31 protein-coding genes are annotated in these 26,210 nt (G+C 71.4%); 24 read left to right on the top strand and 7 right to left on the bottom strand.

Going from position 1 to position 26,210, the window contains the following annotated elements; translation table 11 throughout:
• The first annotated feature begins 7 nt into the window (after window positions 1-7).
• The 6 genes from ABIE19_RS03825 (at window position 8) to ABIE19_RS03850 (ending at window position 3,230) form a co-directional block, all read left to right on the top strand.
• Entirely contained in the window at window positions 8-1,165 is a 1,158-nt protein-coding gene (locus ABIE19_RS03825) for a phage portal protein (RefSeq protein WP_354087799.1), read from the top strand.
• 205 nt (window positions 1,166-1,370) lie between these two features.
• Window positions 1,371-1,595, top strand: a complete 225-nt coding sequence (locus tag ABIE19_RS03830; RefSeq protein ID WP_354087800.1) for a hypothetical protein — start codon at window positions 1,371-1,373, stop codon at window positions 1,593-1,595.
• Between the two features lie 27 nt (window positions 1,596-1,622).
• Complete coding sequence (locus ABIE19_RS03835; RefSeq protein ID WP_354087801.1) at window positions 1,623-2,057, top strand: HK97 family phage prohead protease; 435 nt, start codon at window positions 1,623-1,625, stop codon at window positions 2,055-2,057.
• A gap of 257 nt (window positions 2,058-2,314) precedes the next feature.
• Window positions 2,315-2,461: a hypothetical protein gene (locus ABIE19_RS03840; protein ID WP_354087802.1), complete on the top strand. Its 147-nt coding sequence runs from the start codon at window positions 2,315-2,317 to the stop codon at window positions 2,459-2,461.
• A gap of 7 nt (window positions 2,462-2,468) precedes the next feature.
• A complete protein-coding gene (locus tag ABIE19_RS03845) occupies window positions 2,469-2,879 on the top strand; it encodes a hypothetical protein (protein ID WP_354087803.1) in 411 nt (136 codons plus the stop codon).
• A gap of 15 nt (window positions 2,880-2,894) precedes the next feature.
• Complete coding sequence (locus ABIE19_RS03850) at window positions 2,895-3,230, top strand: hypothetical protein (RefSeq protein WP_354087804.1); 336 nt, start codon at window positions 2,895-2,897, stop codon at window positions 3,228-3,230.
• A 143-nt stretch (window positions 3,231-3,373) separates the two neighbouring features.
• On the opposite strand, the gene ABIE19_RS03855 is transcribed toward ABIE19_RS03850, so the two are convergent.
• Genes ABIE19_RS03855 through ABIE19_RS03865 form a run of 3 tightly spaced genes read right to left on the bottom strand, consistent with a single transcriptional unit; the run spans window position 3,374 to window position 5,338 of the window.
• Complete coding sequence (locus tag ABIE19_RS03855; RefSeq protein ID WP_354087805.1) at window positions 3,374-4,015, bottom strand: hypothetical protein; 642 nt, start codon at window positions 4,013-4,015, stop codon at window positions 3,374-3,376.
• Window positions 4,012-4,944 (bottom strand): hypothetical protein, encoded by a 933-nt coding sequence (locus ABIE19_RS03860; RefSeq protein ID WP_354087806.1) that lies wholly within the window; start codon window positions 4,942-4,944, stop codon window positions 4,012-4,014. Before ABIE19_RS03860 ends, ABIE19_RS03855 begins: the two co-directional genes overlap by 4 nt.
• A 13-nt stretch (window positions 4,945-4,957) precedes the next feature.
• Window positions 4,958-5,338 (bottom strand): hypothetical protein, encoded by a 381-nt coding sequence (locus ABIE19_RS03865; RefSeq protein ID WP_354087807.1) that lies wholly within the window; start codon window positions 5,336-5,338, stop codon window positions 4,958-4,960.
• 125 nt (window positions 5,339-5,463) lie between these two features.
• On the opposite strand from ABIE19_RS03865, the gene ABIE19_RS03870 reads away from it, so the two are divergent.
• The 7 genes from ABIE19_RS03870 (at window position 5,464) to ABIE19_RS03900 (ending at window position 9,282) form a co-directional block, all read left to right on the top strand.
• Window positions 5,464-6,708: a phage major capsid protein gene (locus ABIE19_RS03870; RefSeq protein WP_354087808.1), complete on the top strand. Its 1,245-nt coding sequence runs from the start codon at window positions 5,464-5,466 to the stop codon at window positions 6,706-6,708.
• Between the two features lie 205 nt (window positions 6,709-6,913).
• Complete coding sequence (locus ABIE19_RS03875; protein WP_354087809.1) at window positions 6,914-7,180, top strand: head-tail connector protein; 267 nt, start codon at window positions 6,914-6,916, stop codon at window positions 7,178-7,180.
• Window positions 7,177-7,578 carry a DUF3168 domain-containing protein gene (locus ABIE19_RS03880; RefSeq protein WP_354087810.1) on the top strand — a complete coding sequence of 134 codons (402 nt, stop codon included), beginning with the start codon at window positions 7,177-7,179 and terminating at the stop codon, window positions 7,576-7,578. Before ABIE19_RS03875 ends, ABIE19_RS03880 begins: the two co-directional genes overlap by 4 nt.
• A 67-nt stretch (window positions 7,579-7,645) precedes the next feature.
• On the top strand, window positions 7,646-8,056 hold the full coding sequence (locus ABIE19_RS03885; RefSeq protein WP_354087811.1) for a phage major tail protein, TP901-1 family: 411 nt from the start codon (window positions 7,646-7,648) through the stop codon (window positions 8,054-8,056).
• A gap of 205 nt (window positions 8,057-8,261) precedes the next feature.
• A complete protein-coding gene (locus ABIE19_RS03890) occupies window positions 8,262-8,555 on the top strand; it encodes a GTA-gp10 family protein (RefSeq protein ID WP_354087812.1) in 294 nt (97 codons plus the stop codon).
• Window positions 8,552-8,737 (top strand): phage tail assembly chaperone, encoded by a 186-nt coding sequence (locus ABIE19_RS03895; RefSeq protein WP_354087813.1) that lies wholly within the window; start codon window positions 8,552-8,554, stop codon window positions 8,735-8,737. The genes ABIE19_RS03890 and ABIE19_RS03895 overlap by 4 nt, the downstream gene beginning before the upstream one ends.
• A gap of 17 nt (window positions 8,738-8,754) precedes the next feature.
• Window positions 8,755-9,282 (top strand): phage tail tape measure protein, encoded by a 528-nt coding sequence (locus ABIE19_RS03900; RefSeq protein WP_354087814.1) that lies wholly within the window; start codon window positions 8,755-8,757, stop codon window positions 9,280-9,282.
• A 46-nt stretch (window positions 9,283-9,328) separates the two neighbouring features.
• On the opposite strand, the gene ABIE19_RS03905 is transcribed toward ABIE19_RS03900, so the two are convergent.
• The gene (locus ABIE19_RS03905; protein WP_354087815.1) at window positions 9,329-10,033 is read right to left on the bottom strand and encodes a DUF805 domain-containing protein; all 705 of its coding nucleotides are present in this window, start codon (window positions 10,031-10,033) and stop codon (window positions 9,329-9,331) included.
• A 111-nt stretch (window positions 10,034-10,144) separates the two neighbouring features.
• A complete protein-coding gene (locus ABIE19_RS03910) occupies window positions 10,145-10,780 on the bottom strand; it encodes a DUF805 domain-containing protein (protein ID WP_354087816.1) in 636 nt (211 codons plus the stop codon).
• Window positions 10,781-10,869: 89 nt separating this feature from the next.
• Between ABIE19_RS03910 and ABIE19_RS03915 the strand changes: the two genes are divergently transcribed.
• The 9 genes from ABIE19_RS03915 (at window position 10,870) to ABIE19_RS03955 (ending at window position 22,093) form a co-directional block, all read left to right on the top strand.
• Complete coding sequence (locus ABIE19_RS03915; protein ID WP_354087817.1) at window positions 10,870-11,481, top strand: phage distal tail protein, Rcc01695 family; 612 nt, start codon at window positions 10,870-10,872, stop codon at window positions 11,479-11,481.
• A 209-nt stretch (window positions 11,482-11,690) separates the two neighbouring features.
• A complete protein-coding gene (locus ABIE19_RS03920) occupies window positions 11,691-12,344 on the top strand; it encodes a phage/gene transfer agent baseplate hub protein (protein WP_354087818.1) in 654 nt (217 codons plus the stop codon).
• Between the two features lie 164 nt (window positions 12,345-12,508).
• A complete protein-coding gene (locus ABIE19_RS03925) occupies window positions 12,509-12,961 on the top strand; it encodes an NlpC/P60 family protein (protein WP_354087819.1) in 453 nt (150 codons plus the stop codon).
• Between the two features lie 3 nt (window positions 12,962-12,964).
• Window positions 12,965-16,675, top strand: coding sequence for a baseplate multidomain protein megatron (locus ABIE19_RS03930; RefSeq protein WP_354087820.1), 3,711 nt, complete (start codon window positions 12,965-12,967; stop codon window positions 16,673-16,675).
• Between the two features lie 124 nt (window positions 16,676-16,799).
• Window positions 16,800-17,708 carry a DnaJ C-terminal domain-containing protein gene (locus ABIE19_RS03935; protein WP_354087821.1) on the top strand — a complete coding sequence of 303 codons (909 nt, stop codon included), beginning with the start codon at window positions 16,800-16,802 and terminating at the stop codon, window positions 17,706-17,708.
• Window positions 17,709-17,756: 48 nt separating this feature from the next.
• A complete protein-coding gene (locus ABIE19_RS03940) occupies window positions 17,757-18,932 on the top strand; it encodes a phosphoserine transaminase (protein WP_354087822.1) in 1,176 nt (391 codons plus the stop codon).
• A 56-nt stretch (window positions 18,933-18,988) separates the two neighbouring features.
• Window positions 18,989-19,675, top strand: coding sequence for a hypothetical protein (locus ABIE19_RS03945; RefSeq protein ID WP_354087823.1), 687 nt, complete (start codon window positions 18,989-18,991; stop codon window positions 19,673-19,675).
• Between the two features lie 221 nt (window positions 19,676-19,896).
• Window positions 19,897-21,192, top strand: coding sequence for an adenylosuccinate synthase (locus ABIE19_RS03950; protein ID WP_354087824.1), 1,296 nt, complete (start codon window positions 19,897-19,899; stop codon window positions 21,190-21,192).
• 115 nt (window positions 21,193-21,307) lie between these two features.
• On the top strand, window positions 21,308-22,093 hold the full coding sequence (locus ABIE19_RS03955; RefSeq protein WP_354087825.1) for a response regulator: 786 nt from the start codon (window positions 21,308-21,310) through the stop codon (window positions 22,091-22,093).
• Window positions 22,094-22,286: 193 nt separating this feature from the next.
• Here ABIE19_RS03955 and rpoH read toward each other — a convergent pair whose 3' ends face one another.
• The gene (gene rpoH / locus ABIE19_RS03960; RefSeq protein WP_354087826.1) at window positions 22,287-23,171 is read right to left on the bottom strand and encodes an RNA polymerase sigma factor RpoH; all 885 of its coding nucleotides are present in this window, start codon (window positions 23,169-23,171) and stop codon (window positions 22,287-22,289) included.
• 271 nt (window positions 23,172-23,442) lie between these two features.
• On the opposite strand from rpoH, the gene ABIE19_RS03965 reads away from it, so the two are divergent.
• Window positions 23,443-24,381 (top strand): siderophore-interacting protein, encoded by a 939-nt coding sequence (locus ABIE19_RS03965; RefSeq protein WP_354087827.1) that lies wholly within the window; start codon window positions 23,443-23,445, stop codon window positions 24,379-24,381.
• A 4-nt stretch (window positions 24,382-24,385) separates the two neighbouring features.
• Here ABIE19_RS03965 and ABIE19_RS03970 read toward each other — a convergent pair whose 3' ends face one another.
• Window positions 24,386-25,387 carry an RluA family pseudouridine synthase gene (locus tag ABIE19_RS03970; protein WP_354087828.1) on the bottom strand — a complete coding sequence of 334 codons (1,002 nt, stop codon included), beginning with the start codon at window positions 25,385-25,387 and terminating at the stop codon, window positions 24,386-24,388.
• A 78-nt stretch (window positions 25,388-25,465) separates the two neighbouring features.
• Between ABIE19_RS03970 and ABIE19_RS03975 the strand changes: the two genes are divergently transcribed.
• A complete protein-coding gene (locus tag ABIE19_RS03975; protein WP_354087830.1) occupies window positions 25,466-26,104 on the top strand; it encodes a DUF2799 domain-containing protein in 639 nt (212 codons plus the stop codon).
• Window positions 26,105-26,210 lie beyond the last annotated feature (106 nt).

A 26,210-nucleotide genomic window follows, 5' to 3' on the forward strand; every position in this document is an offset into this window, starting at 1 on the left:
GGTCTGGATGGATTGGCGGCGGGTGTTCGGGCGGGGGGCGCCGGAGGCGAAGGACAGTCGGGCGGGGCCGCTGATCGCGGTGACGTCGGGCGGGCGGGCCAGATGGACGCCGCGCGACTACGCCCATCTGGCGCGGGAGGGGTTCGGGAAGAACCCGGTGGCCTATCGCTGCGTGCGGATGATCGCGGAGGCGGCGGCCTCGGCGCCCCTGGTGGTGACGGCGGGGGGCGTGCGGACGGCGGAGCATCCGCTGGCGCGGCTGCTGGAACGGCCCAATCCCGAGCAGTCGGGGGCGGAGCTGATGGAGGCGGTCTACGGTGCCCTGCAGACGGCGGGGAACGCCTATGTCGAGGCGGCGGGGGACGCCGACGAGGACGGCGCGCCGGACGAGTTGTGGGCGCTGAGGCCGGACCGGGTGAAGGTGATCCCCGGACGGGCGGGCTGGCCCGAGGCCTATGAGTATGCGGTGGGGGCGCGGTCGGTGCGGATCGGGCGCGCGAGCGACGGTTGGTCGCCGGTGCTGCACCTGAAGCTGTTCCACCCGACGGACGACCACTATGGATTTTCGCCGCTGGAGGCGGCGGCCTTCGCCATCGACGTGCACAACGCCTCGGGGGCCTGGAACAAGGCGCTGCTGGACAATGCGGCGCGGCCCAGCGGGGCCCTGGTCTATGGCGCCAAGGACGGGGACCGGCTGACGGCCGAGCAGTTCGAGACGCTGAAGGCGGAGCTGGGCCAGGTCCACGCCGGGGCGGGGAACGCGGGGCGGCCCCTGTTGCTGGAGGGCGGGCTGGAATGGAAGCCCATGAGCCTGACGCCGCACGACATGGACTTCATCGCCGGCAAGCACGCGGCGGCGCGGGAGATCGCCCTGGCCTTCGGCGTGCCGCCGCAGCTGCTGGGGATTCCGGGGGACGCCACCTACGCCAACTATCGCGAGGCGAACGCGGCCTTCTGGCGCGGGACGGTTGTTCCGCTGGCGCGCAAGGCGGCGGGGGCGATGACGGCCTGGCTGGGCGGGCGCTTTCCCGACTGTCGGATCGAGGTCGACCTGGACGCCGTCCCGGCCCTGCAGATCGAGCGGGACGCCCTGTGGGCGCGGCTGAACGCGGCGGGCTTCCTGACGGACGAGGAGCGGCGGCGGATGGCCGGGGTCGGGGGGTGAGCGTCTTCTCCTCCCCTGCGGAGCGGGGGAGGGGGACCGCGCGCAGCGGGGTGGAGGGAGCGAAGGATCGGGCTGAGGTATCCGGGTTTGGGCGGGGCGGTGGTGGGAACTGGGCTGACGTCGGCGACTGTGGTCGCCCCCTCCACCGCTCCGCGGTCCCCCTCCCCCGCAGGCGGGGGAGGAGTTTGGAGAGGAGGAGAAAAGCATGACGGAGTGGAAGAAGGCGCCGGCGGCGCTGGTCGCGGCGCTGGCCGTGCAGACGGTGGCGGGGCTGGTGTGGGCGGGCGGGGCGGCGGCGCGGATCGCGACCCTGGAGCAGAGGGTGGCGGAGCAGAGGCTGGTGGCCGAGCGGCTGGCGCGGCTGGAGGCCCAGGGCGAGGCCGTGCGGGCGGCCGTGGCGCGGATAGAGACGCGGCTGGAGGGCCGATGATCCGGCGGACGCGAGGGGAGGCGGAGCATGTCTGAGACGCAAAAGGCAGAGCGGCGGGCGCCGCTGAGGATTTCCGGCTACGCCTCGCTGTGGGGGCGGGTCGACCTGAACGGGGACGTGACGGCGCGCGGCGTCTTCGCGCGGAGCCTGGCGCGGACCGGGGCGCGCGGGGTGCGGATGCTGTACCAGCACGAAAGCCGCGCCGTGGTCGGGGTCTGGGAGCGGATGGTCGAGGACGATCGCGGCCTGTGGGTCGAGGGGCGGATCGAGGCCTGGTCGCCCGAGGCCCGCTACGCCGCCGCCCTGACGCGGGCGGGCGCCCTGGACGGCCTGTCCATCGGGTTCCGCACGGAAAGGTCGCGGCGCGACGGCAAGCTGAGGGTCCTGAGCCAGGTGGAGTTGTGGGAGGTGTCGCTGGTGACGTTTCCGATGCTGCCCTGGGCGCGATACGCGGCGGCGTGAGGCGAAACGAAATCTCCCTCCCCGTTCGGGGAGGGTGGCCGGCGCATAGCGCCGGACGGGCGGGGAGGGCCGGGAGAGGCGGAGATGTCGTTTGGTCCTGGTTCGGCGCCCGTATCGCCTTGCCGCCCCCGCCCGGCGCTGCGCGCCACCCTCCCCCGCAGGGGGAGGGAGAGACGTAGAGCTTGGTTGGTCGCCTTGACGGGCGGGGCGGGCTGACTGTTGATGGCGCGTATGGTTCGAGTCGAGGGAAGCGTCGGATGAGCAAGAAGGACGGGATGAACTTCTGTTTGGGGGTCATCGGGGGAATTCTGCTGGGCGCCCTGATCGGCAATATGGCGATCGGTCTGATGCTGGGGCTGGCCGTGGGCTTGGGCCTGGTGAAGTTCAACAAGAGCAGGTCGTAGGTCGGCCATGAGGTCTTCCGTTTCCGAGCCCCAGGCGCAGGGGGTCATGACGCCTCTGTGGCTGGCGGGCGCCGTGACGGCGATCTTCATCACGGGCGCGGGCTTGGGGAGCGCGTGGATGACGGGCTACTTGCCCGTGCGGGCGTTCAATTCCGAGGTGTGGAAGGCCGAGAGGGAGACCGGCACGCGGGTCAACATGGTCAACGCCCTGATCGGGGACGTCTGGCTGAAGGAGATGACGCGGGGCGAGATCATCGACCTGCTGGGCCAGCCGACGGAGACGACCTATTTCGGGGACTGGGACTTCGTCTATGAACTGGGTATGGAGCGCGGCCTGTTCCGGATCGACCGGGAATGGCTGGTGCTGGACTTCGGGCCAGACGACAGGGTCGTGGCCTGGGCGGTCGTCAGCGACTAGAGCGGTTCGGCTGCGATGCTGACCTTCCTCGCCTATTTTCTGATCTTCGCGGCGGTCGCGCCCCTGGTTCTGCTGGGGCTGGCGGTGCTGGCGGACGCCCTGGGATTCAAGGCGGGGATGAGGATGCTGGACGGCGTGATCGCCCTGTTGGTGCTGCAGGGGGCCGTCGGGGGACTGCTCAACCTGGTCGGGGGCGCGGCCGTGGCGGCGCTGGGGATATGGGGCCTGTCCCGGATGGAGGGATGGCCGGGCATGCTGGGCGCGGCGGCCCTGGTTCCCTTCGGCGCCTGGCGGAGCTGGCGCGGCCTGCAACTGCTCAGGGCCGTGTGGGCGGAGTTGCGCGGCGGTTGAGGTTTCTTCGCTTCCCCTGCGGAGCGGGGAGGGGGCGGAGGTTGGCGTCGGTGGACGCTGGGCTGACGTTGGGCTGTGGTCGCCCCCTCCACCGCCTTCGGCGGTCCCCCTCCCCCGCAGGCGGGGGAGGAGTTTGGGGCGGTTCAGAAGCTTCGGCCCGAGGTCTTGGCCTCGGCGGCGTAGTGGTCGTGCATCTGGCGCAGCCAGGACAGGAAGCGGAACCCCAGGATCAGGGAGAGCAGGAGCAGGAAGGTCGTCCAGTAGGACAGGGGCCAGGGCGCGCCGATCAGGCGCGAGGCCAGGGCGATGGGATCGTCCAGCAGGGCCATGGCGATAAGCACGAGGTCGGCGGGAAGACTGACCAGAAGGGCGACAACGCTCAGGACGGGTGCCGGACGACCGAAGCGACGGGTCAGGACCTGAAGGACTGGCGGAAGGCTTGTGAAGGCGGGCTTCTGGTCGATGCCCAGAATCTCCTCGAGCGGCTGGTAGTCCATTTCCTCCGACATCTGCATGCGTTGCAGCGGCGAGAGGGCGCGACGGCGGGCGCGTTGGAGGGGTCTGAGCATCCGCTTCACGATTGAGGGGGCGAAGCCGATCAACAAGGCGGCCGCTACAGTCGCTGGGATGAACCGGGAGTCTAGGCTGCCGTGCTTGACGGCCGCGCAGATGACGACGGGGATTTCGGGGACGCACAGCCAGGCCAGTTTGAGAGACCAGGAGCGTTCGATGGCGTCGAAGGGGACGAAAGCGCCCAGGGGACGAGTGTTGGAGAACTCGCTCATTTGCCGGGCTCTTTCGATATCTTGGTCAGGAAGCCGCAGGCCATGAAGAGGATGAACGCCAGGAAGAGGGGCGAGATCGGGAGCCAGCGGAGGGGCGGGCCGAAGACGGACAGGATGAAAAGGGCGAAGGCCAGGCCGTAGCCGAGGCGGGCCAGGCGCTGCAGCCCGGGCGAGGGGGCCATGGAGACGGCGGGATCGGCGCCCGGATTCTGCGCGGCCTGGCGGGCCTTGATCTTTTCCAGGACGGCGGCGACGGCGTCGTTGACGGGATCGGGGTCGGGTTTCTGGCCGGACTGGAGCTTCTTGAGCGAGGAGACGAGGGCGCCGTTGTCGCCGAACATCGCGGGCGCGGGGGCGGCTTTTTGCGGCGCGGGCTTGTGCGAGACCGGGCGATGGGCGGCGGATGCGGCGGGCGCGGGTCTGGACGGCGTCGGCTGGGGTCGGGCCTGGACCTGGGTCTGGGCTTTCGGGGTCTGGGTTTTCTGGGCCTGGGCGCGGTTCGGCGCCGGACGGGCGGGGGCGTCGGGGCGCGGCGGGTCGTAGAAGACGGACCGGCCCGAGGCGTCGATCAGGAAGACGTCCTCGAAGGGAACCGCAGCGAAGTCTATGGCGCGGGTGTCCTGGCCGTAGCTGGAGGCATGCAGGGCGACGAGGCGGCCCTGGCGCAGTTCGATCTGGAAGGCGACGGGGTCGGGCAGGCGGCCGACCATGGCGTGGACCGTGCCGAACAGGCCGGAGGGCGCGCGGGAGCCCTTGGGCGCCGGGCGCCGATCGACGATGAAGCGGGTCAGAAGCCCGGCGCCGGTGTTGCGGCGAGATTCAGGCCGGGCGTGCCGGGCCTGGGTCGCGAGGTCGGGGGCGAGGGCGCGCTGCTCCCAGGCCAGGGCTTCCAGGACGGCGCGTTCGAGCGGGGCGAGGGCGAGGGACATGGGCGTCGTCAGGTCAGGAGGGATCGGCGGCGACGAGAGGGGCGGTCGCGGTCTGGACCCCGACCTCGGCCCCGGCCTCGGCGTCGAGTTCGGCCTGGAGGCGGAGCATGTCGGCGCGCAGGGCGTCGAGGGCGGCGTGGCAGGCTTCCTCGGTCGGGGGCGATTCCTGGGCCGCGGCGAGGCCGCCTTCATAGGCCGCGACCAGTTCGGGGTCCGACCCGTCGGCGAAGGCGGCGTTCAGGGACTGGGCCGCGTCTGGAAAGACCGCCTCGCAGGCGCCGGCGAGGGCGAACATGTCCACGAGGTCGGCCTGGAGCCTTTGCAGGAAGGCTTCGGTCGTCGCCTCGGCGGGCGACTGGACCAGAAGGGCGGCCGATAGGGCGGCGATGATCATGAAACTCTTCCCCCTCGATCCGGCGATAGCACGGTTCGGATCGGGGACGAAGGGAGACCAGGGTTCGGGCTGAACGCCCGACGACGGCGCGCCGATCCGGGGCGCATATTTTCCACGGAGACATCATGAAAGAGACCAAGACCGTGTCGGGTTCGCCCGAGGCGCGGGCGGCGCTGCACGAGATGATGGCGGCGTTCGAGGCGTTCAAAGGGGCGAACGACGCCCGGCTGGAGGAGATCGAGCGGAAGGCGTCGGCGGACGTCCTGCTGGAGGAGAAGGTGGCGCGCATCGACGCCGCCGTGACCCAGGCGCAGGCGCGGCTGGAGCGGGTGGCGAGCGAGGGGCGCAGGCCGGCCTTGAGCGGGGGCGGGGAGGAGACGCCCCGGGTCGCGGCGCCGGAGGCCAAGGCCGGCTGGGACGGCTATATGAAGTCGGGTTCGGCCCCGGGTGCGGGCTGGGGTCTGGAGCAGAAGGCGGGGCTGTCGACGGCGTCGAACTCGGCCGGGATGGTGGCGCCGCCGGAGACGGAGCGGGCCATCGAGCGGCGGCTGGCGGCGGCCTCTCCCATGCGGGAGATCGCCACGGTGCGGACGGTAGGCGCGGGGGTCTTCCGCAAGCCGGTGTCCACGGCCGGGGTGCAGGCGGGCTGGGTCGCGGAGACGGCGGCGCGGCCGGAGACGGACCCGGCGAGCCTGGCCCTGCTGGAGTTCGCCTCGGCCGATCTCTACGCCTGTCCGGCGGCGACGCAGAACTTGCTGGACGACGCCCTGATCGACCTGGACGAATGGCTGGCGGCCGAGGTGGAGGACGCCTTCGCCGCCCAGGAGACGACGGCCTTCGTCGTCGGGGACGGGGTCAACAAGCCTAAGGGCTTCCTGGCCTATGACACGGCCGCCGAGGGGAGCCAGACCTGGGGGCAGATCGGGACCGTGGCGTCCGGGGCGGCGGGGGCCTTCGCCGCCGCCAATCCGACCGACCGGCTGATCGACCTGATCTATGCGCCCAAGGCCCGGTTCCGGCCGAACGGGCGCTTCGTGATGAACCGGCGCACGGTCGGGACGGTGCGCAAGTTCAAGGACGCGGACGGGAACTACATCTGGTCGCCGGCGACGCGGCCGGGTGAGACGGCGTCCCTGCTGGGCTATCCGGTCACGGAGATCGAGACCATGCCGGACATGGCGGCGGGCAGCCTGTCGATCGCCTTCGGCGACTTCCAGAAGGGCTATCTGATCGTCGACCGGGCGGGGGTGAGGGTGCTGCGCGATCCCTATTCGGCCAAGCCCTATGTGCTGTTTTACACGACCAAGCGGGTCGGCGGCGGGGTGCAGAACTTCGACGCGATCAAGGCGATGAAGTTCGCCGCGAGCTGAGGGGGTCTCCTCCCCGGCGGAGCGGGGGAGGGGGACCGCGCGTGAGCGGGGTGGAGGGGGCGAAAACTCGGCTGCGGTTTCCGGGTTTGGGCGGGCGTCGGCGGAAACAAGCTGAACGCCGGCGGCTGTGGTCGCCCCCTCCACCACTTCGTGGTCCCCCTCCCCCGTGAACGGGGGAGGAGTTTTATGTGAAAAGGAGAGACTGATGACCGAGCCGGTGACGCTGGCGGAGGCCAGGCTGTTTCTGCGCGTGGGGGATGGGGCGGAGGACGGGGTGATCCAGACCCTGATCGACGCGGCCCGGGCGCGGGTGGAGGCGGAGACGGGGCGGGCGCTGGACGGCGCGTCCCCGGCTCCGCTGAGGCTGGCGGTGATGATGCTGGCGATGCGAGCCTATGAGCGGGGCGAGGCGGATGAGACCGTCGCCCCGGTCGAGGGCTGGATCGCGCCCTATCGGACGGTGCGGCTGTGAAGGATCACGAGGGGGCGCTGATCAAGGGATTGATCGCGCGGCTGAAGGGCGACGGGGCGCTGAAGGCCCTGCTGGGCGATCCGATCCGGATCTGGGACGAGCCGCCCGCCGGGGCGGCCTTTCCCTATCTGCTGGTCGGCCGGGGTGAGAGCCGGGAGCTGGCGGGCGGGGGCCTGATCGAGCATCGGCTGACCCTGAGCTGCGCCAGCCGGTTTCGCGGAACGGAGGAGGCGCGGGCCGTGGCCGCCGCCGTCCGGGCCAGGCTGGCCGACGCGCCGGTCGAGGCGGACGGGGTGAGGGCGGTCAGCCTGGGCGTCGTCTTCACCGACGTGTTTCGCAGCAGCGACCTGAAGCGGGCCTGGGCCGTGATGCGGGTGCGGGCGGCGACGGAGGAGTGAGGGGGAGGCTTCTTCTCCTCTCCTGCGGAGCGGGGGAGGAGTTGTTTGATTGAAGGGGAGATGAGGCATGGGCGCGCAGCGGGGCAAGGATGTTCTGTTGAAGATCGAGGACGGGGGCGGGGGCTTCACGACCGTGGCGGGGTTGAGGGCGCGGACGATTTCGCTGAATGCGCGGACGGTGGATGCGACCGACGGCGACAGCGCCGGGCGGTGGCGGGAGCTGCTGGCCGGGGCGGGGGTGAAGTCGGCGGCGGTTTCGGGACAGGGAATCTTTCGCGACGCGGCCTCCGACGCCCTGATCCGGGAAGCCTTCTTCGAGCAGGCGGCGCGGCGGTGGCGGCTGATCGTCCCGGACTTCGGGGTGCTGGAGGGCGCCTTCCTGGTGGCGGCGCTGGAATACGCCGGGGAGCACGAGGGGGAGGCGAGCTTCGCCCTGAGCCTGGCGAGCGCGGGCGAGGTGACGTTCGCGGCGGTTTGAGGGGGCTGCTTCTCCTCCCCTGCGCAGCGGGGGAGGGGGACCGCGCGTAGCGGGGTGGAGGGGGCGAGGTTCGGGCGTCGGTGTCCGTGTTGGGGCCGGCGTCGGTGGGAACTGGGCTGGCGTTGCGGCTGTGGTCGCCCCCTCCACCGCTCCGCGGTCCCCCTCCCCCGTGAACGGGGGAGGAGAAGAGAGCAGGAGGTTTCGGATGATCAACGGGGCGAGGGGCGAGGTGGGGGTGGTGCTGGCGGGGGCGGAGCGGAGGCTGTGCCTGACGCTGGGAGCGCTGGCGGAGATGGAGACGGCGCTGGGCGTCGCGGGGCCGGGAGCCTTGGCGGAGCGGATGAAGACCCTGTCGGCGCGGGACCTGGCGGCGGTGCTGGCGGCCCTGCTGCGCGGCGGGGGCGAGACGGCGTTCGCGGCGCGGCTGGCCCAGGAGCCGGTCGATCCCCATGCGGCGGCGGAGGCGGTGGCCAGGGCCTTCGCGGCCTCGGTCGCATGAGCGCAGCCGGGGAGGAAATCTGGGGCGAGATGCTGCGGGCGGCGGCGCGGGCGGGCGTGACGCCGGAGGTCTTCTGGCGGCTGTCGCTGCGGGAGTGGCGGATGCTGACGGCGGCGCCGGCCCAGGCGCGGCCGATGGGACGGGCGGAGCTGGAGCGGATGGCCGAGCTGTGGCCCGATTGAGCGGGAGGAGGACGAGGATGGACGAGCGGGGGCTGGACGACCTGCCGATGCGGGCGGCGGAGGCGGGCGAAGCGCTGGAAGGACTGAAGGCACCGGCGGAACGGGCGGCGGCCTCGATCGAGGCGGCGTTCGGACGCGCGGGGGAGAGCCTGTCGCGGTCCCTGGTCCGGGCGGCGGCGGACGGGGAGGTGAGCCTGGGCGAGCTGGCGCGGGCGGTGCTGAACGCCGTGAACGCGGCGGCAGCGGCCATGAGCAAGGGCGGGAGCGGGGGTCTGTCGGAGGCGGTCGCGGCGGCCGTGAACGGCTTTTCCGGCGGACGGGCCGACGGCGGGCCGGTGCTGGGCGGCGGGGCCTATCTGGTCGGGGAGCGGGGGCCGGAGGTGTTTCGTCCGGCGGGCGCGGGGATGATCGAGCCGATGGGCGCGGGGCCGGGGGTGACGGTCAATCTGAAGATCGACGGCGGGGCCGAGGGCCTGTTGCGGTCGGAGGCGCAGATCGCGCGGATGCTGGCCCGGGCGACGGCCCTGGGGGCCAGGCGGTTCTAGAACCAAGGAAAAAGGGAGCAGGGCGGACCCTGCTCCCTCAATCGACTTACTCGCCCTTGGGGTTGGGGCCGAACCTGTTGTCGCCGCGCTGGCTGTCGGTGATGCCGATCCAGAGCAGGAAGGCGATGCCGACCAGGAACATGACGGCGAGGCCGCCCATCATCGAGCCGATCATGGCCAGGGCCGCGGACGGGTCTTCGTTCTCGAAGGCCTGAGGGTTGGTGAAGATCGCCGTGCCGACCGAGGCGATGATCATGAAGAAGCCGACGACGGTGGCGGCCCAGGGAATGACGGCGAACCAGCCGCTCTTGCCCATGTCGTGCAGGCGTTTCACCGTGATGGCCAGGTTCGGCCAGATCAGGGCGATGGAGATCACCGTGCCGATGATGGGAATCCAGCCCAGGACGACGCTGACGCCGAGGAGGATCAGCCAGCTGATCCAGAAATGCTGGCGGCGCAGGCGGCCGTTGAAGGACAGCATGGCGCTTTGGAAATCATAGCCGCCGCCGGTGTCGCGCACGGTGTAGGCGGCCTGGGCCGCCTGGCCGAAGGCGGCGGCGGGCGAGCCGGCGAGGATCATGATCTGGGTCGCTTCAAGCCCTTCGGGAACGAAGTCGACGCGGGCGCCGGGGGCGATCACGCCGCCGCCCGCCTGGACGGCCGAACGGCCGAAGCCGTAGCGGATGCTGTCGTCGCCGCTGATCAGGCCCGTGCCCGAAACGTCGTCGTAGCTGAGAATTTCACCGCGCACTCAAGGTCTCCAGATCTGAACGGCCCCTTGCCGTAAAGGAAGCATGACATGGGCGAAGGCGAGGCTGCAAGCCGGTGTTTTCCCTGAGGCGACGTTTTCTGCGACTCGATCTCAGGAGCGGCTCTGCGGCGGGCCGTAGGGGTTGGGGTAGGGCTGGGACGGGATGCAGGCGACCACCAGCATGAAGAAGCCCCCGACATAGGGGATGAAGGTCACCAGATAGAGCCAGCCGGTCAGGCCGATGTCGTGCAGGCGGCGGACCGCCACGCAGACCGACGGAATGATCATGAAGAAGGTCCACAGCACCGGCAGGACCAGCAGGACCAGGGACAGGGGGAAGAGATCCTCGTTCACCGCGCCGAGGACGGCGGCGGCGAACAGGAAGGGCAGGAAGGCCCCGAGCAGGGTCAGGGTGGAGAAGAGGACGAAGGACCAGTACTCCAGCCGGCGGGCGCGGCCGTAGCCGTCGAAATACTTGCCGCGCAGGCAGCGGACGAAATAGGCCCACATGTCCAGGGGCGGCTCGCCCGGCTGGAAGGCGGCGGCGGGAAGGCCGCGTTCCTGAACCTGGAGCAGGATGATCTGGCGGGCCTGGCCGCCGTCCGGAACGAAGTCGACGCGCAGGCCGGGCGCCGGAGCGACGTCGCCGCCGAGGTCGGCGCGGTCATAGGCGTAGCGCGCGAGGTCGTCGCCGCTGATCAGGCCGGAGCCTGTGGTTTCGTCGTAGCTGAGAATCTCGCCGCGCATGGACGTCCCCCGACCAGCGGCCCGGGCGGCCGCCTTTGACGTCCGTGGACGGGGCGGGCGCGAAAATCAAGGAAGGGGAGACATTCGGCATGGCCTTTCACGAGGTGCGCCTGCCGGCGCGGCTGGCCTTCGGGTCGACGGGCGGGGTGGAGCGGCGGACGGAGATCGTCGCCCTGGCGTCCGGTCACGAGCGGCGCTCCACCCCCTGGGCCGAGGGGCGCAGGCGGTATCTGATCGGGGCGGGGCTGAGGTCGCTGGACGACATGGCGGCCCTGACCGCCTTCTTCGAGGCGCGGCGGGGGCGGCTGTACGGGTTCCGCTTCCGGGATTTCGCCGACTTCAAGAGCTGTGCGCCGGGGGCGACGGTCGCGGCGACCGACCAGGCGATCGGGACCGGCGACGGGACGCGGCGCGTCTTTCAGTTGAGCAAGGCCTACGGCGACCACGCGCGGCGCATCGCCAAGCCCGTGGAGGGCAGCGTGCGGATGGCGGTCGCGGGGACGGAGACGACGGCCTTCGCGGTCGACTGGACCACGGGGGAGGCGAGCCTGAACGCGGCGCCGGCGGCGGGAGCCGTGGTGACGGCGGGCTTCGTCTTCGACGTGCCGGTGCGGTTCGATTCCGACCGGATCGAGGTGACGCTGGAGAGTTTCGGCGCCGGGCGGATGGCGGCGATGGGCTTGGTCGAGGTGAGGGTTTGAGGGGGCTCTCCTCCCCGGCGGAGCGGGGGAGGGGGACCGCGCGTAGCGTGGTGGAGGGGGCGAAGGGTCGGGCGGCGGTTTCCGGGTCTGGGCGGGAGGTCGGTGGGGGATTGGGCTGGCGTGGCGGCTGTGGTCGCCCCCTCCACCACCTTCGGTGGTCCCCCTCCCCCGCAAGCGGGGGAGGAGTTTGTTTGAAGGGGGAGAGAGCGTTGCGGAACTTGCCGGGGGGGATGGTCGAGCGGATCGAGAGCGGGGCGGCGGGGATGTGCCATGCCTGGACGGTGCGGCGGGGGGACGGGGCGGTCCTGGGCTTCACTGATCATGACCGGGATCTGAGGCTGGGGGACGTGGTCTGTCTGGCCGGGAGCGGGTGGACGGCGGGGGCCGGGGACGCGGCCGTGGGGACGGCGGCGGGCGGGCTGTCGGCGTCCGGACCGCTGGACGAGACAGGGGTCGTCGAGGCGGAGATCGAGGCGGGGTTGTACGACGGGGCGCGGGTCGAGCTGTGGCGCGTGGACTGGGCGCGGCCGGAGCTGAGGGTCCGGTTGTGGGCGGGGAGGCTGGCGCGGATTCGGCGCGAGAACGGCGCCTTCGTCGCCGACCTGGAGGGGCCGGCGGCGGCGCTGGAGCGGGTGGTCGGGCGGACCTTCGGACGGAGCTGCGACGCGGTGCTGGGCGACGCGCGGTGCGGCCTGGCGCCGGAGGCGGTCGCCGGGCGGCGTTGCGACAAGCGCTGGGCGACCTGCGTCGGGGTCTTCGGCAACGGGGTCAATTTCCAGGGCTTTCCGGACATTCCGGGCGACGACTTCCTGACCGCCCAGCCGATGGAGACGGGGCGGAACGACGGGGGGAGCCGGCGGTGAGGGGGAAGACGGGCGACGTCTCCCCTGCGGAGCGGGGAAGGGCGAAGGGTAGGGCGGAGGTTTTCGCGTTGGTCGGGAGCGTCGGTGGAAGTTGGGCTGATGTCGCGGATGGGGTCGCCCCCTCCACCGCTTCGCGGTCCCCCTCCCCCGTGAACGGGGGAGGAGTGCTGGAGGTGCGGGAGGCGGTGTTGCGGGCGGCGCGGGGGTGGTTGGGGACGCCGTATCGGCATCAGGCGAGCGTGAGGGGCGAGGGGGCGGATTGCCTGGGGCTGGTGCGGGGGGTCTGGCGCGAGGTCGTCGGGCCGGAGCCCGAGGCGCCGCCGCCCTATCGCCCGGACTGGGCCGAGGTCGGGGGCGAAGAGAGCCTGTTGCAGGCGGCGCGGCGGCGGCTGACGGAGATTCCCCTGGGCCGGGAGCGGCCGGGGGACGTGCTGCTGTTCCGCATGGCGGCGGGCTGTCCGGCCAAGCACTGCGCGATCCTGTCGGCCGACGACGGGCCGGAGCGGCGGATGATCCACGCCTATTGGGGGCGGTCGGTGGTCGAGAGCTGGATGGGGACATGGTGGCGGCGAAGGCTGACGGCGGCCTTCCGCTGGCCCGGAACGACGGGGAGCTGAGGCATGGCGCAGGTCGTACTGAGCGAGGCGGGCCGGGCGATCGGCGGGCCGATCGGCCAGGCTGTGGGCTCGACCCTGGGGCGGATGCTGGACCAGAGGCTGATCGCGAGCCTGTCGCCCGCGCGGCGGGGGCCGAGGCTGGAGGGGCTGAGCCTGCAGTCCTCGGCGGACGGGGCGCCCATGGCCTGCGTCCTGGGACGGGCGCGGGTGGTCGGGCAGGTGATCTGGGCCGCGCGCTTCCTGGAGAAGAAGAAGGAAAGGTCGGGCGGCAAGGGCGGGCAGAGGGTCGTGGACTACAGCTATTCGCTGAGCTTCGCCGTGGGGCTGTGCGAGGGGCCGATCGACGGGGTGGGGCGCGTCTGGGCGGACGGGCGGCCGATGGACCTGTCGGGCGTGAGCATGAGGGTGCATCGCGGGACGCCGGACCAGGCGCCCGACCCGCTGATCGAGGCGGTCGAGGGGGCGGCTCCCGCGTTCCGGGGCGCGGCCTATGTGGTGTTCGAGGACCTGCCGCTGGGGCCGTTCGGCCATCGGCCGCCGCAACTGGCCTTCGAGGTCTTTCGGCGGCCTCTGGGGTCGGAGCGGCGGCTGGAGGACCGGCTGGAGGGCGTCTGCCTGATCCCCGGGGCGGGGGAGTTCTGTCTGGCGACCGAGCCGGTGATGCGGCGCGAGGGCCTGACGCGGACCACGGCGGAGAACGTCAACAACGCCGAGGGACGGGCGGACCTGGAGGTGTCGCTGGATCATCTCATGGCTCAGGCGCCGAACCTGAAGCGGGTCAGCCTGGTGGTCGGCTGGTTCGGGGACGACGTGCGGGCCGGGCGGTGCCGGGTGCGGCCGGGGGTAGAGCGGCGGATGAAGCCGACGGAGCCCCTGGTCTGGAGCGCGGCGGGGCTGGACCGGGGGAGCGCGCATCTGATCTCGCAGGCCGGGGGCGGGCCGGCCTATGGCGGGACGCCGTCGGACGAGAGCGTGCGGCAGGCGATCCGCAGCCTGAAGGCGCGGGGGCTGGAGACGACCCTCTATCCCTTCGTCTTCATGGACTGCCCCGGCTATCCGTGGCGGGGGCGCGTGGCCGGGACGGACGGGGACGGGGCGGCGGCGGAGGTCGCGGCCCTGTTCGGCGGGACGGAGGACTGGGGCCTGAGGCGGATGGCGCTGCATTATGCGCGGATCGCGGCCGAGGAGGGGGCGGACGGCCTGCTGATCGGGTCGGAGATGCGGGGCCTGACGCGGACGCGGGACGCGGGCGACGGCTTTCCGGCCGTGGCGCAGTTCCGGGCCCTGGCGGCGGAGTGCCGGGCCGTGGTCGGGCCGGAGGTCAGCCTGTCCTACGCCGCCGACTGGTCGGAGTATTTCGGGGTGCAGGGCGGCGGGGAGGCGCGGTTTCCCCTGGACGCCCTGTGGGCCGATCCCAACATCGATTACGTCGGAATCGACTGGTATCCGCCGCTGGGGGACTGGCGCGGTGGGGACGGGGGGCTGGACGCGGAGACCCACGACGGGCCGTCGGACCCGGCCTATCTGGCCCTGCAGATGGCGGGGGGCGAGGGCTATGACTGGTTCTATGCGGACGAGGCCGACCGGGCGGCGCAGGCGCGGACGCCGATCCGCGACGAGGCGCACGGCGAGGACTGGCTGTGGCGGCCCAAGGACCTGAAGGGCTGGTGGTCGAACCCGCATCACGAGCGGATCGGCGGCGCGCGCAGCCCGACGCCCACGGCCTGGGTCCCGATGATGAAGCCGATCCGCCTGACGGAGTTCGGGTGCGCGGCGACGGACCGGGGGACCAACGCGCCCAACCTGTTCCAGGACCCCAAGAGCGCGGAGAGCGCCCTGCCGCCCCATTCGACCGGGGCGCGGGACGACCGGATGCAGAGGCGGGCGCTGGAGGCGGTGCTGGCCCATTTCGACGAGGCGGCGAACAATCCGGTCTCGCCCGTCTACGGCGGGCCGATGATGGCGGGGGCGGACGCCTGGTGCTGGGACGCGCGGCCCTGGCCGGCCTTTCCGGCGCGGGCCGAGGTCTGGGCCGACGCTGGGGCGTGGCGGACGGGGCACTGGTTGAACGGGCGGCTGTCGGGGGAGGCGGCGGACCTGGTCGGAGCGGTGCTGAGGCGCGGGGGGCTGGCGGACGAGGACTTCGCCGTGGACGCCCTGGCGGGGTCGGTCGCGGGCTATGTGATCGACCGGCCGATGCGGACGCGGGACGCCCTGGAGCCCCTGCTGGCGGCCCTGGGGGCGACGGCGGCGGAGCGGGACGGGCAGGTGGTCGTCCTGGGGGAGACGCCGGTGGAAACCGTGCTGGCGCTGGAGGCCCTGGCCCTGCCTGAGACGGGCGGGAGCCTGGTCGCCGAGCGGGCGCTGTCGCCGGCGCCGGACACGGCGCGGGTGCGCTTCATCGACGAGACGGCGGACTATCAGACCGGGGCGGCGAGCGTGCGGGCCGAGGACGACCTGGGGGAGGGACCGGCGCGCGGGCGGGGCGGCGGCGGGCTGGACCTGGAGCTGCCGGTGGTGTGCGGGGCGGCGCAGGCCCTGGCCGTGGCGCGGCGGGCCCTGGCCGAGGACGAGGGGCGGGCCGAGCGGCTGACGGCGCGGCTGGGGCCGCTTGAGGCGCTGAGGCTGGAGCCCGGCGACGCGGTGCGGGTCGAGGGCCGGGACGGCGACTGGCAAGTGACGCGGCTGGAACTGGACGAGCAGCCGTCGGCGATGCTGGCGCCCCTGGTCGTCGTGCGGCCGGGAGAGACGGTCGAGGCATGGCGGCCGGGCGAGGGGCCGAGGCGGCCGGGGGCGCCCTTCCTGAAGCTGGCGGACCTGCCGCCCCTGCCGGGCGAGGAGGAGGACGCGCGGCCCGTGGCGATCGTGGCGGCGGACCCGTGGACGCTTACGACCGTGCACGGGGGCGAGACGGCGGACAGCCTGACGCCGCGCGCGACGGCGGAGCGGCCGGCGACGGTCGGGGTCTTGACCCAGGCCCTGGCGCCCGGCGTCGTCGGGCGCTGGGACGAGGTCGGGGCGGTGGTGCTGCGCGTCGAGGGCGGGGCGCCGCAGAGCCGGTCGGCCGGGGCCGTGCTGGGCGGGGCCAATGTCCTGGCGGTCGAGACGGCGGCGGGCTGGGAGGTGCTGCAACACCGTCGGGCGGAGCTGGTCGGGGCGGGGATCTGGCGGCTGACGGGCCTGTTGCGCGGACAACAGGGGAGCGAGGCGGCGGCCGAGGCCGGAGCGCCCGAAGGGGCGGTCGCGGTCTTTCTGGAACGGGACATGCCGAGGGTCGAGGTCGCGGCCGGGGAAAGGGGCTTGCCGCGTCTGTGGCGGGCGGGGCCGGCGGGCGCGCCTCCGGGCGGGCCGGGGTTCGCCCAGGCGGACTTCGCCTGGAAGGCCGAGGCCCTGAGGCCGTGGCGGCCCGCCCGGCCCAGGGTCGAGGTCCTGGCGGACGGAGGGCGGCGGCTGAGCTGGACGCCGCGCGTACGGACCGGCGGCGACGGCTGGGAGACGGAGCCCGTCGAGGTCGATCCGCGCCGTTTCCGGGTGCGGGTCATGGACGGGGAAGTCGAGGTCCGCGTCTGGGAGGTCGAGGGGCTGGAGACGCTCTATCCGGCGGACCAGGCGGCGGCGGACTTTCCGGGCGGCGTCGGTCCGGGCGCTCGGGCGAGGATCAGCCAGAGGAGCGAGGCCTATGGATGGGGGAGCGAGGCGGAGACGGGGTTGTAGGGGGCTTCTCCTCCCCTGCGGAGCGGGGGAGGAGAAGAAGCAGTCCCCTTTCCCCTTTCGGCGGGGGGGAGGATGGCTTAACTGACGCTCTCTTGGTTTTTCTGTCTCTCGGAGCGGCGTGAAGGTGGCTGGCGATCCCTATAAGGAACTGGGCGTTTCGAAGGGCGCGAGCGCGGACGAGGTCAAGAAGGCGTTCCGCAAGCTGGCCAAGGAGCTGCATCCGGACAAGAACCCCGGCGACAAGGCGGCCGAGGAGCGGTTCAAGCGCGTGACCGGCGCCTTCGACCTGCTGGGCGACGCCGAGAAGCGGGCCAAGTACGACCGGGGCGAGATCGACGCGGACGGGCGCGAGCAGTTCCGCGGCTTCGGCGGAGGTCAGCCGGGCGGCGGACGGTCGGGCGGTTTCGGGGGCTTCGGCGGTTCGGGCGGACGCGGCGGTTTCGAGGACATCGACCTGGAGGAGCTGTTCGGCGCCTTCGGCGGCGGCCGGGCGAAGGGCGGTTTCGGGGGAGGCGGGCGCGGGCAGGACGTCCGGGCCACCCTGGACGTCAGCCTGGAGGACGCCATCGCGGGGACGACGCGGCGCATCCAGTTCTCGGACGGACGCATGCTGGACGTGGCCATTCCCAAGGGAGCGACGGACGGCCAGACCATCCGCCTGAAGGGGCAGGGGACGCCCGGACGGGGCGGCCAGGCGGGCGACGCCCTGATCGAACTGCGCATCCAGCCGCATCCGCTGTTCAAGCGCGACGGGGCGGACCTGACCATGGATCTGGCCGTGTCGGTTCCCGACGCGGTCCTGGGCGGAAAGATTCCGGTGCCGACGCCCGAGGGCACGGTGATGATGACCATTCCCAAGGGCTCGAACAGCGGCAAGACGCTGAGGCTCAAGGGGCGGGGCGCCTATGCCGGCGGCAAGCGGGGCGACCTGCTGGCCCGCCTGGTCGTGACCCTGCCGGAGACGCCGGACGAGGACCTGGTCCGCTTCGCGACCGAATGGCGCGACAAGCGCCCCTACAAGCCTGGCCGTTGATGGCTTAAGGGTGTCGTCTCTCTCCCCGAGACACAGCGAGTCGCGCCCATGAACGCCCAGACCGTCGCCAAACCCCTCGTCAAGCCCGCGCGGCCGTGGTTCTCGGCCGGGCCGACGGCCAAGCGGCCGGGGTGGTCGCTGGCGGGGCTGCCCGACGACCTGATGGGGCGGGGCATTCGCGCGCCGGAGGTGGTGGAGCGGTTCGCCCACGGCCTGAGGCTGACGCGGGAAGTCCTGGCGCCGCCGGCGGACTATGTGCTGCTCTATACGCCGGGATCGGACACGGGCGCGGTGGAGGCGGCCCTGTGGGGCATGCTGGGCGAGCGGCCGGTGCAGGTGGTCGCCTATGAGAATTTCGGCCTGACCTGGCTGGCGGACGTCAAGACGCACCTGGGGCTGGAGCCCGAGGCCCTGACGGCGCCCTGGGGCGAGCTGCCGGACCTGTCCCGGGTCGATCCGAAGAAGGACGTGGTCTTTCCGTGGAACGGCACGACCTCGGGCGTGCGGGTGCCGGACGGCGACTGGATCGCCGACGACCGCGAGGGGCTGACGATCTGCGACGCCACCTCGGCCGCCTTCGCCCAGCCTCTGCCCTGGGCGAAGCTGGACGTGACCACTTTCAGCTTCCAGAAGGCCCTGGGCGGGGAGGCCGGGATCGGGGTCATGGTCCTGTCGCCGCGCGCCGTGGCGCGGCTGGACGCCTATCGGCCCGACCGGCCCGTGCCCAAGCTGCTGCGCCTGACGGACGGCAAGGGGTTCGACCGGGCCCTGGGCGAGGGGGTGGCGATCAACACCTTCTCGGTCCTGACGATCGAGGACTGGATCGACGCCCTGGACTGGGCCCGGGGGATCGGCGGGATCGAGGCCCTGATCGCCCGCACCGACGCCAACTACGCCGCCCTGGCGGCCTGGGTGGAGCGGACCGACTGGATCGACTTCCTGCCCGCGCGGCCGGAGATCAGGTCCACCACCTCGGTCTGCCTGAAGTTCGTCGATCCGCGCGTCACGGGCCTGGACGAGGCGGGGCAGAAGGCCTTCGTCAAGCGGTTCAAGGCCCTGCTGGAAGGCGAGGGGGCGGTCTATGACATGGAGCCGCACCGCAACGCCCCGCCCGGACTGCGCCTGTGGTGCGGATGCACGGTCGAGACGGCCGACGTGATCGCCGCCACGCCCTGGCTGGAATGGGCGTTCGAGACGGCGGTCGCCTCGTCCGAAATCTCCTAGGGTCTGTCCTGTTCGCCCCAACCGGATTGCGGCTCCGAACGGGCGCGACCCATGCCTTGGCCCTCAATTCGGTTCGCGCCGACATTCGCATTCAGAAGGGAAGCGACATGCAGGCCTGGAAACCGATCCTCAGCCAAGTCGCTTCCGAGTTCGCCGAGCGAGGCTGGCGCAGCTTCAGATCGGAAATACTCACGAGCGAGCCGGCGGCAGGAGGGTGTTACGGCTGGATAGGGTTGAACGGCACGCCGATGAGCGTAGGGGCCACGGTTGGACTCGTTCATCCTGAGCTCAATCGAATCTGCGCGGGCGCTGCAAACCGAGCCCATGGCGCAGGGATCGGCGCAGGGTTTACGCGCAGACCTGGCGTCCCGGTTCTCCAGTACGTCGTGCGGCCGGACGAACGGTGGGGAATGGAACGGCTTGACGCAGATCGTATCAGCCCTGCCGACATCCAGAGCTATGCGCGAAGGATCGAAACGGCCTTTCACGACAGGATCGATCTGAGTTGGTCGCTGAATGAAATTGTTGAAGTTTTTCGTGGCGGCGGGGTCATCGGCGGTCAAGCTGCAATGTATCTGATGCCTGTGGCGCTCATGATGATCAATGACGAGGCGGGCCTGCACGCTCTCGTTCAGGATATCCGCTCGGGTGTGGGGTTGGGCGCCGAGTATGAAGTCTACCTCGAGGCGGCTGCCGAGATTGTTCGCGGAGCCGAACCCCCGCGGGCCCGTCCATTGGGCTGAACTCCCGGGTTCAGGAGCGGTTGAGGCCCGACCGGCTGCTACATGTCGGCGCGCCGACGCCTCCATGTCGAAGGGATGCGTGGGTTTGGAACCTCCTCATGCGCTGCTGAACGAATTGCCGGATCAGCCACTCAAATCCGCGAATATCGTCCAGGCCTGAGACAAATCGCGATTCAGGGGTTATAGGCTCCCACCGCATTCTGGATTGCGGAGAAACGGTCTTGGCTAACGTCGCGGTGGTCGGCGCCCAATGGGGCGACGAGGGCAAGGGCAAGATCGTGGACTGGCTGTCCAATCGCGCCGACATGGTGGTGCGGTTCCAGGGCGGCCACAACGCGGGCCACACCCTGGTCGTCGACGGCAAGGTCTACAAGCTGGCGCTGCTGCCCTCGGGCGTGGTGCAGGGCAAGCCCTCGATCATCGGCAACGGCGTGGTCGTGGACCCCTGGCACCTGGTCGGCGAGATCGAGAAGATCCAGGCCCAGGGCGTGGCCATCACGCCGGACATCCTGACCATCGCCGATAACGCCTGCCTGATCCTGCCGATCCATCCGGCCCTGGACGTGGCGCGCGAGGCCGCCGCCAGCGCGCCGGGCGCCAAGATCGGCACGACCGGCCGGGGCATCGGCCCGGCCTATGAGGACAAGGTGGGGCGCCGGGCCATCCGCGTCTGCGACCTGGCCAACGAAGACGACCTGAAGATCAAGATCGACCGCCTGCGCTCGCATCACGATCCGCTGCGCGCCGGCCTGGGGCTGGAGCCGATCGATCCGGCGGCCCTGCTGGCGCAACTGCTGGAGATCGCGCCGAAGATCCTGCCCTATGTGAAGCCGGCCTGGCGCGTGCTGGACCAGGCCCAGAAGGACGGCAAGCGGGTGCTGTTCGAGGGGGCGCAGGGCGCCTTCCTGGACGTGGACCACGGCACCTATCCCTATGTGACCAGCTCCAACACCGTGGCCGGTCAGGCGGCGGCGGGATCGGGCCTGGGGCCGCGCGGGGTCGGCTATGTGCTGGGCATCGTCAAGGCCTATACGACCCGGGTGGGCGAGGGACCCTTCGCCTGCGAGCTGAACGACGCGGTCGGCGAGCATCTGGCGACCGTGGGTCGTGAGGTCGGCGTGAACACCGGCAGGGCGCGTCGCTGCGGCTGGTTCGACGCCGTGCTGGTGCGCCAGTCGGTGGCGATCAACGGCATCGACGGCATCGCCCTGACCAAGCTGGACGTCCTGGACGGGCTGAAGACGCTGAAGATCTGCGTCGGCTATCGCGTGAACGGCGAGGTGCTGGACTATCTGCCGTCCAGCCTGAAGGACCAGGCGGCGGCCGAGCCGGTGTTCGAGGAACTGGACGGCTGGGACGAGAGCACGGGCGGGGTCCGCAGCTTCAAGGACCTGAACGCCCACGCCCTGAAATACGTGCGGCGGATCGAGGAGCTGATCGGCGCGCCGGTGGCCCTGCTGTCGACCAGCCCCGAGCGGGACGACACCATCCTGATGCGCGATCCGTTCCAGGGCTGATCGAGCCTAAGGGTAATTTACAAAAGGCCGGGTTTGAAACCGGCCTTTAACCCGTGGGGCGATAGGGTCAGGCTCGAAACGGAGTCCGCCCTTGTTCGCTTTAGACGCCAGGACGATGCAACGGATCGCCCCCGTGGTGAGGCGCGTGGTCATCGTCGATTCCAATCCCGCCGCGGCCCGCCTGTTGAGCGACCTGTTGAAGGGGTTCGGCGCGCGCGAGATCGCGGTCGAGAGCGACGAGGCCAAGGTGATCGACCTGTGCCGGGAGATGGAGCCGGGGCTGATCCTGACGGAACGCGCCGGGCCGCGCCTGGACGGGGAGGGTCTGGTGCGGCGCATTCGCCGGTCCAGCCTGTCGTGCCGCCGGGCGCCCATCGTCATGGTGACGGCCGAGGCCACCGCCACATCGATCAAGGGCGCACGCGATGCGGGCGTGCACGAGTTCCTGAGGAAGCCCTTCACCAGCGGCGATCTGCAACGCCGGATCGAGAACCTGGCGACCAAGCCGCGCGACTGGGTCGAGGCGGTCGGCTATGTCGGGCCGGACCGGCGGCGCTTCAACTCGACCGACTACGCCGGGCCGGGCAAGCGCAAGGCGGACAAGCCGGCGTCGGGCGCCGAGGCGGCCCTGGCGGTCAAGGACCAGGCGATGCGCATCCTGGCCTCGGCCCTGACCCAGTTCGACACCGATCCCATGCAGGCCTTCCGCGCCATCAAGCAGCAGGCGGAGACCCTGAAGGCCCTGGCGGTCAAGACGGGGGACGCCTCCCTGGCCATAGCCGCGGCGGGGCTTGAGACGCATCTGACCAGCGGCGGAGCGCCGACCAAGGCCAGCCTGACCGATCCGATCAACGCCGTCCTGGCCCTGGCCTCGCCCGAGAGCCTGTCGCGGGCGGGGTAGGGGCGAACCCTTTCCCTCCCCCTTGGGGGAGGGTGGCGCGCAGCGCCGGGCGGGGAGGGCGAGGCAAACGCGCCTTGCGATCGTTCCCCGCGCCTGACGTTTTCAGTCCCTGCATCGCCCAGCGCCCCCACCCGGCCTCGCCTCACGGCTCGACCACCCTCCCCGAATGGGGAGGGAGAGGTCTTGGGACGCCCTAGGCGTCGACCAGGTTGCGTTCCATGGCGGCGGCGCGCATGGCCTTTTGCAGTTTTTCGAAGGCGCGGACCTCGATCTGGCGGACGCGTTCGCGGGACACGCCGTATTCGCCGGCGAGTTCCTCCAGGGTGACGGGGTCGTCCTTGAGGCGGCGTTCCGTGAGGATGTGCTTCTCGCGGTCGGTCAGCTCCTCCATGGCTTCCTGAAGGAGGCTCATGCGGATGGATTTTTCCTCGCTGTCGGCCAGCTGGGTTTCCTGGCTGACCGCGTCGTCGTCGGCCAGCCAGTCCTGCCATTCGCTCTCGCCGTCGGCGCGCAGGGGCGCGTTCAGGGAGGCGTCGCCGCCGAGGCGGCGGTTCATGTCGGTCACTTCCTGTTCCGACACGCCCAGCTTGGTGGCGATGGCGGCCAGGTGCTCGGGGTGCAGGTCGCCTTCTTCAAAGGCCGAGATCTGGCTTTTGGCCTTGCGCAGGTTGAAGAAGAGCTTCTTCTGGGCGGCGGTGGTGCCCATCTTCACCAGCGACCAGGAGCGCAGGATGTATTCTTGGATCGAGGCGCGAATCCACCACATGGCGTAGGTCGCCAGGCGGAAGCCCTTGTCCGGGTCGAATTTCTTGACGGCCTGCATCAGGCCGACGTTGCCCTCCGAGATCACTTCGCCGATCGGCAGGCCGTAGCCGCGATAACCCATGGCGATCTTGGCCACGAGGCGAAGGTGGGAGGTGACGAGACGGTGGGCCGCTTCGGGATCCTGGTGTTCGCTCCACCGCTTGGCGAGCATGAACTCCTCGTCCTTGGTGAGCATCGGAAACTTGCGGATTTCCGTGAGATAACGGGACAGTCCCTGTTCAGGCGACATCACCGTCAGCGTATTATTGGCCATGTGGTCCCTCCGGCTGGACGAGCAGGTTCTGCGGCTTTGACCACTTGGCGTGCGCCATCGCCTGACCCCTCAACTGACTAGATGGGAATCCGTTGCCCTCTGGAAAAGGGGCGAATTGTCCCAATTCGGCGGCGGCTCGTTTCCGCGTCGTCGTCGAGGCGATTATCTAGCACAGACAGTGTTGCTGATAAAGGGGTAAATTTGCAAACAAGTCTCATTAGCGATACGGCCGGTCCCAGTACATCGTCCTAGCGAGAGAGTGAGGCGCGCCATGGGCCCCTATCGTCTGTTTGACCTGGTGCTGGCGCGGCGGACGCGGCTGTGTCCGTCGCTGACGCGGTTCACCTTCGGCGGGGCCGGGGTGGAGCACGTGGGCGCCTTCGCCCCGGACCAGAGGGTCAAGCTGTTCTTTCCCTCGGCGGACGGACGGGCGGCGCAGCTGGCCGAGCGGCTGGGGGCGGCGAACGCCGGCTGGCTGGAGGCCTATCGCGACCTGCCGGAAGAGCGGCGGCCGCCCATGAGGACCTACACCATTCGCGCCCTGAGGCCCGAGGCGGGCGAGGTGGACATCGACTTCGTCATGCACGGCGGGCCGGAGCATGGCGACGAGGCGGCGGACCTGGGGCCGGCGGGCCGTTGGGCCATGCGGGCCCGGGTCGGAGATCGCCTGTCCATGTCGGCGCCCGACAGCCGGTCGGCGGCCGAGCCGGTCGGGTTCGAGTGGCGGCCGCCGCGCGCCGCGCGCCAGGTCCTGATCGCCGCCGACGAGACGGCCGTTCCCGCCGCCATGGGCATAGTGGAGGCCATGGGGGCCTGGACCGAGCGGCCGCGCGTGCGCCTGCTGGTCGAGGCGCCGAGCGAGGCGGACCGCCTGCCCACGCCCGACTGGGTCGAGGCGGAATGGCTGCCCCGGCGGGGCGGCTACGGCGAGGCCCTGACGGCGGCGGTGCGCGGGTTGGACCTGTCGGGCGTCCTGCCGACGCAGGGCGAGCGGCGGACGGAGACGGACGAGGCGATCGGCCGGGTCGACATCGACGCCGAGATCCTGTGGGACACGGCGGTGGACGAGGGGGCCGAATTCTATGCCTGGATCGCCTGCGAGACGCGGGCGGCGCGGGACATCCGCCTGCACCTGACCCGCGAACGCGGCGCGCCGCGACACAGCGTGGCCTGCATGGGCTACTGGCGCGAGGGGCGGGTGCTGGAGTGAGGCTCTAGAGCTCGGCCAGCAGGGCTTCCAGCTGGCGCATGTCCTCGGGCGGGGCGGTTTCGAAGCGGAGGGCCTGGCCGGTGACGGGGTGGACGAAGCCGAGGACGGCGGCGTGGAGCGCCTGGCGGGTCAGGCCCGCCTGGGCGACGGCGTCGCGCACGGCGGCGGCCGGGGCGCCTGAGCCGTAAACTGGGTCGCCGAGCAGGGGCGAGCCCTTGGACGCCATGTGGACGCGGATCTGGTGGGTGCGGCCGGTGTGCAGGGTGCAGGCGACGCGGGCGGCCAGGGGCGCGCCCGAGGCCTTGGCCGGGCGGCCGAAGGTCTGCTGCACGACATAGTCGGTGACGGCCTCGCGCCCGCCGGAGCGCAGGACGGCCATCTTCTTGCGGTCATGGGGGGAGCGGCCGATCAGGGTCTGGATGCGGCCCTTCTCGGGCGTGGGCGCGCCGCGCGTCAGGGCCAGGTAGGTGCGCTCGATGTCGTGGGCGGCGAAGAGGGCGGATAGGCCCGCGTGGGCGCGGTCGGACTTGGCGGCGACCATGACGCCGGAGGTGTCCTTGTCCAGGCGGTGGACGATGCCGGGGCGGGCGACGCCGCCTATGCCCGACAGACTGTCGCCGCAGTGGGCCAGCAGGGCGTTGACCAGGGTGCCGGTCTCGCAGCCGGGCGCCGGGTGGGCGGCCATGCCGGGCGCCTTGTCGATGACGATCAGGTCGGCGTCCTCGTAGAGGACGGTCAGGGGGATGGCCTCAGGCAGGGGGAGGGCCGGGGCCACGGGGGGCAGGGTCACGGCGTAGAGGCCGGGCAGGGCCTTGGCCGAGCCGCTGGAGACCGGCTGTCCGTCGCGGGCGACGGCGCCCTCGGCCAGCAGGGCCTGGAGGCGGGCGCGGGACAGGTTCGGGAAGGCGGCGGCCAGGGCCTTGTCCAGGCGGACGCCGGGCGCGTCGATCCGCGCCTCGAAGATTTCCGCGTCTTCGTCTTCCGTCAGCAAAGGTTCATCGGCCATAGGGTGGAATAGCATGGCTTGCGGGGCGAAACCTCATTCGTCCGGGTCGTGGAATGAAACGCCTTGGGAGAGGCCGATATGAAGGTTCTGATCGCCGCCGCAGCGGCGGCCGCGGGCGTCCTGCTGCTGTCGGGATGCGCCACCATGAACGAGGACCAGTGCATGGTCGGCGACTGGGGCGGGCAGGGATGGCGCGACGGCGCGGCCGGCTATCCGACCAGCCGGGTCGACGACCACGCCAAGGCCTGCGCCAAGTACGGGGTGGCGCCGAACATGAGCGCCTATCTGGCGTCGCGCGAGGACGGCCTGAGGACCTATTGCACCTGGGAGAACGGTTTCCGGCAGGGGCGGCAGGGCAACAGCTATCACGGGGTCTGCGCCCCGGCGGAGGAGCGCGACTTCGTGCCCGCCTATGAGGACGGACGGCGCATCCATTCCGTCGAGCAGGCGGTGTCGGCGGCGCAGAGCGCGCTGAACTCGGCCATCAGCCGGATCGACGACCGCGAGGACAAGCTGGACGCCAAGGAGCGGGAACTGCGGCAGGAAGGCCTGTCGAACGAGGACCGCGAGCGCATCCGCAACCGTATTCGCGAGGTGCGGGGCGAACTGCGCGACGCCCGTCGCGACGCGCGCCAGGCCGAGGAGAATCTGCGCTATGCCGAGATCGAGGCGCGGGCGACGATCAGCGCGATCGGCGGGCGGTACGGGGTGTGGTGAAACTGAGACCTTCCTCCCTGTCGCGGAGCGATGGGGAGGTGGATCGGCGCCGATAGGCGACGAGACGGAGGGGGCGACTCAACGGTTGACGTCGGCGCCGCCCCCT

This window comes from Brevundimonas faecalis (genome assembly GCF_040549405.1).
Lineage (GTDB): Bacteria > Pseudomonadota > Alphaproteobacteria > Caulobacterales > Caulobacteraceae > Brevundimonas > Brevundimonas faecalis.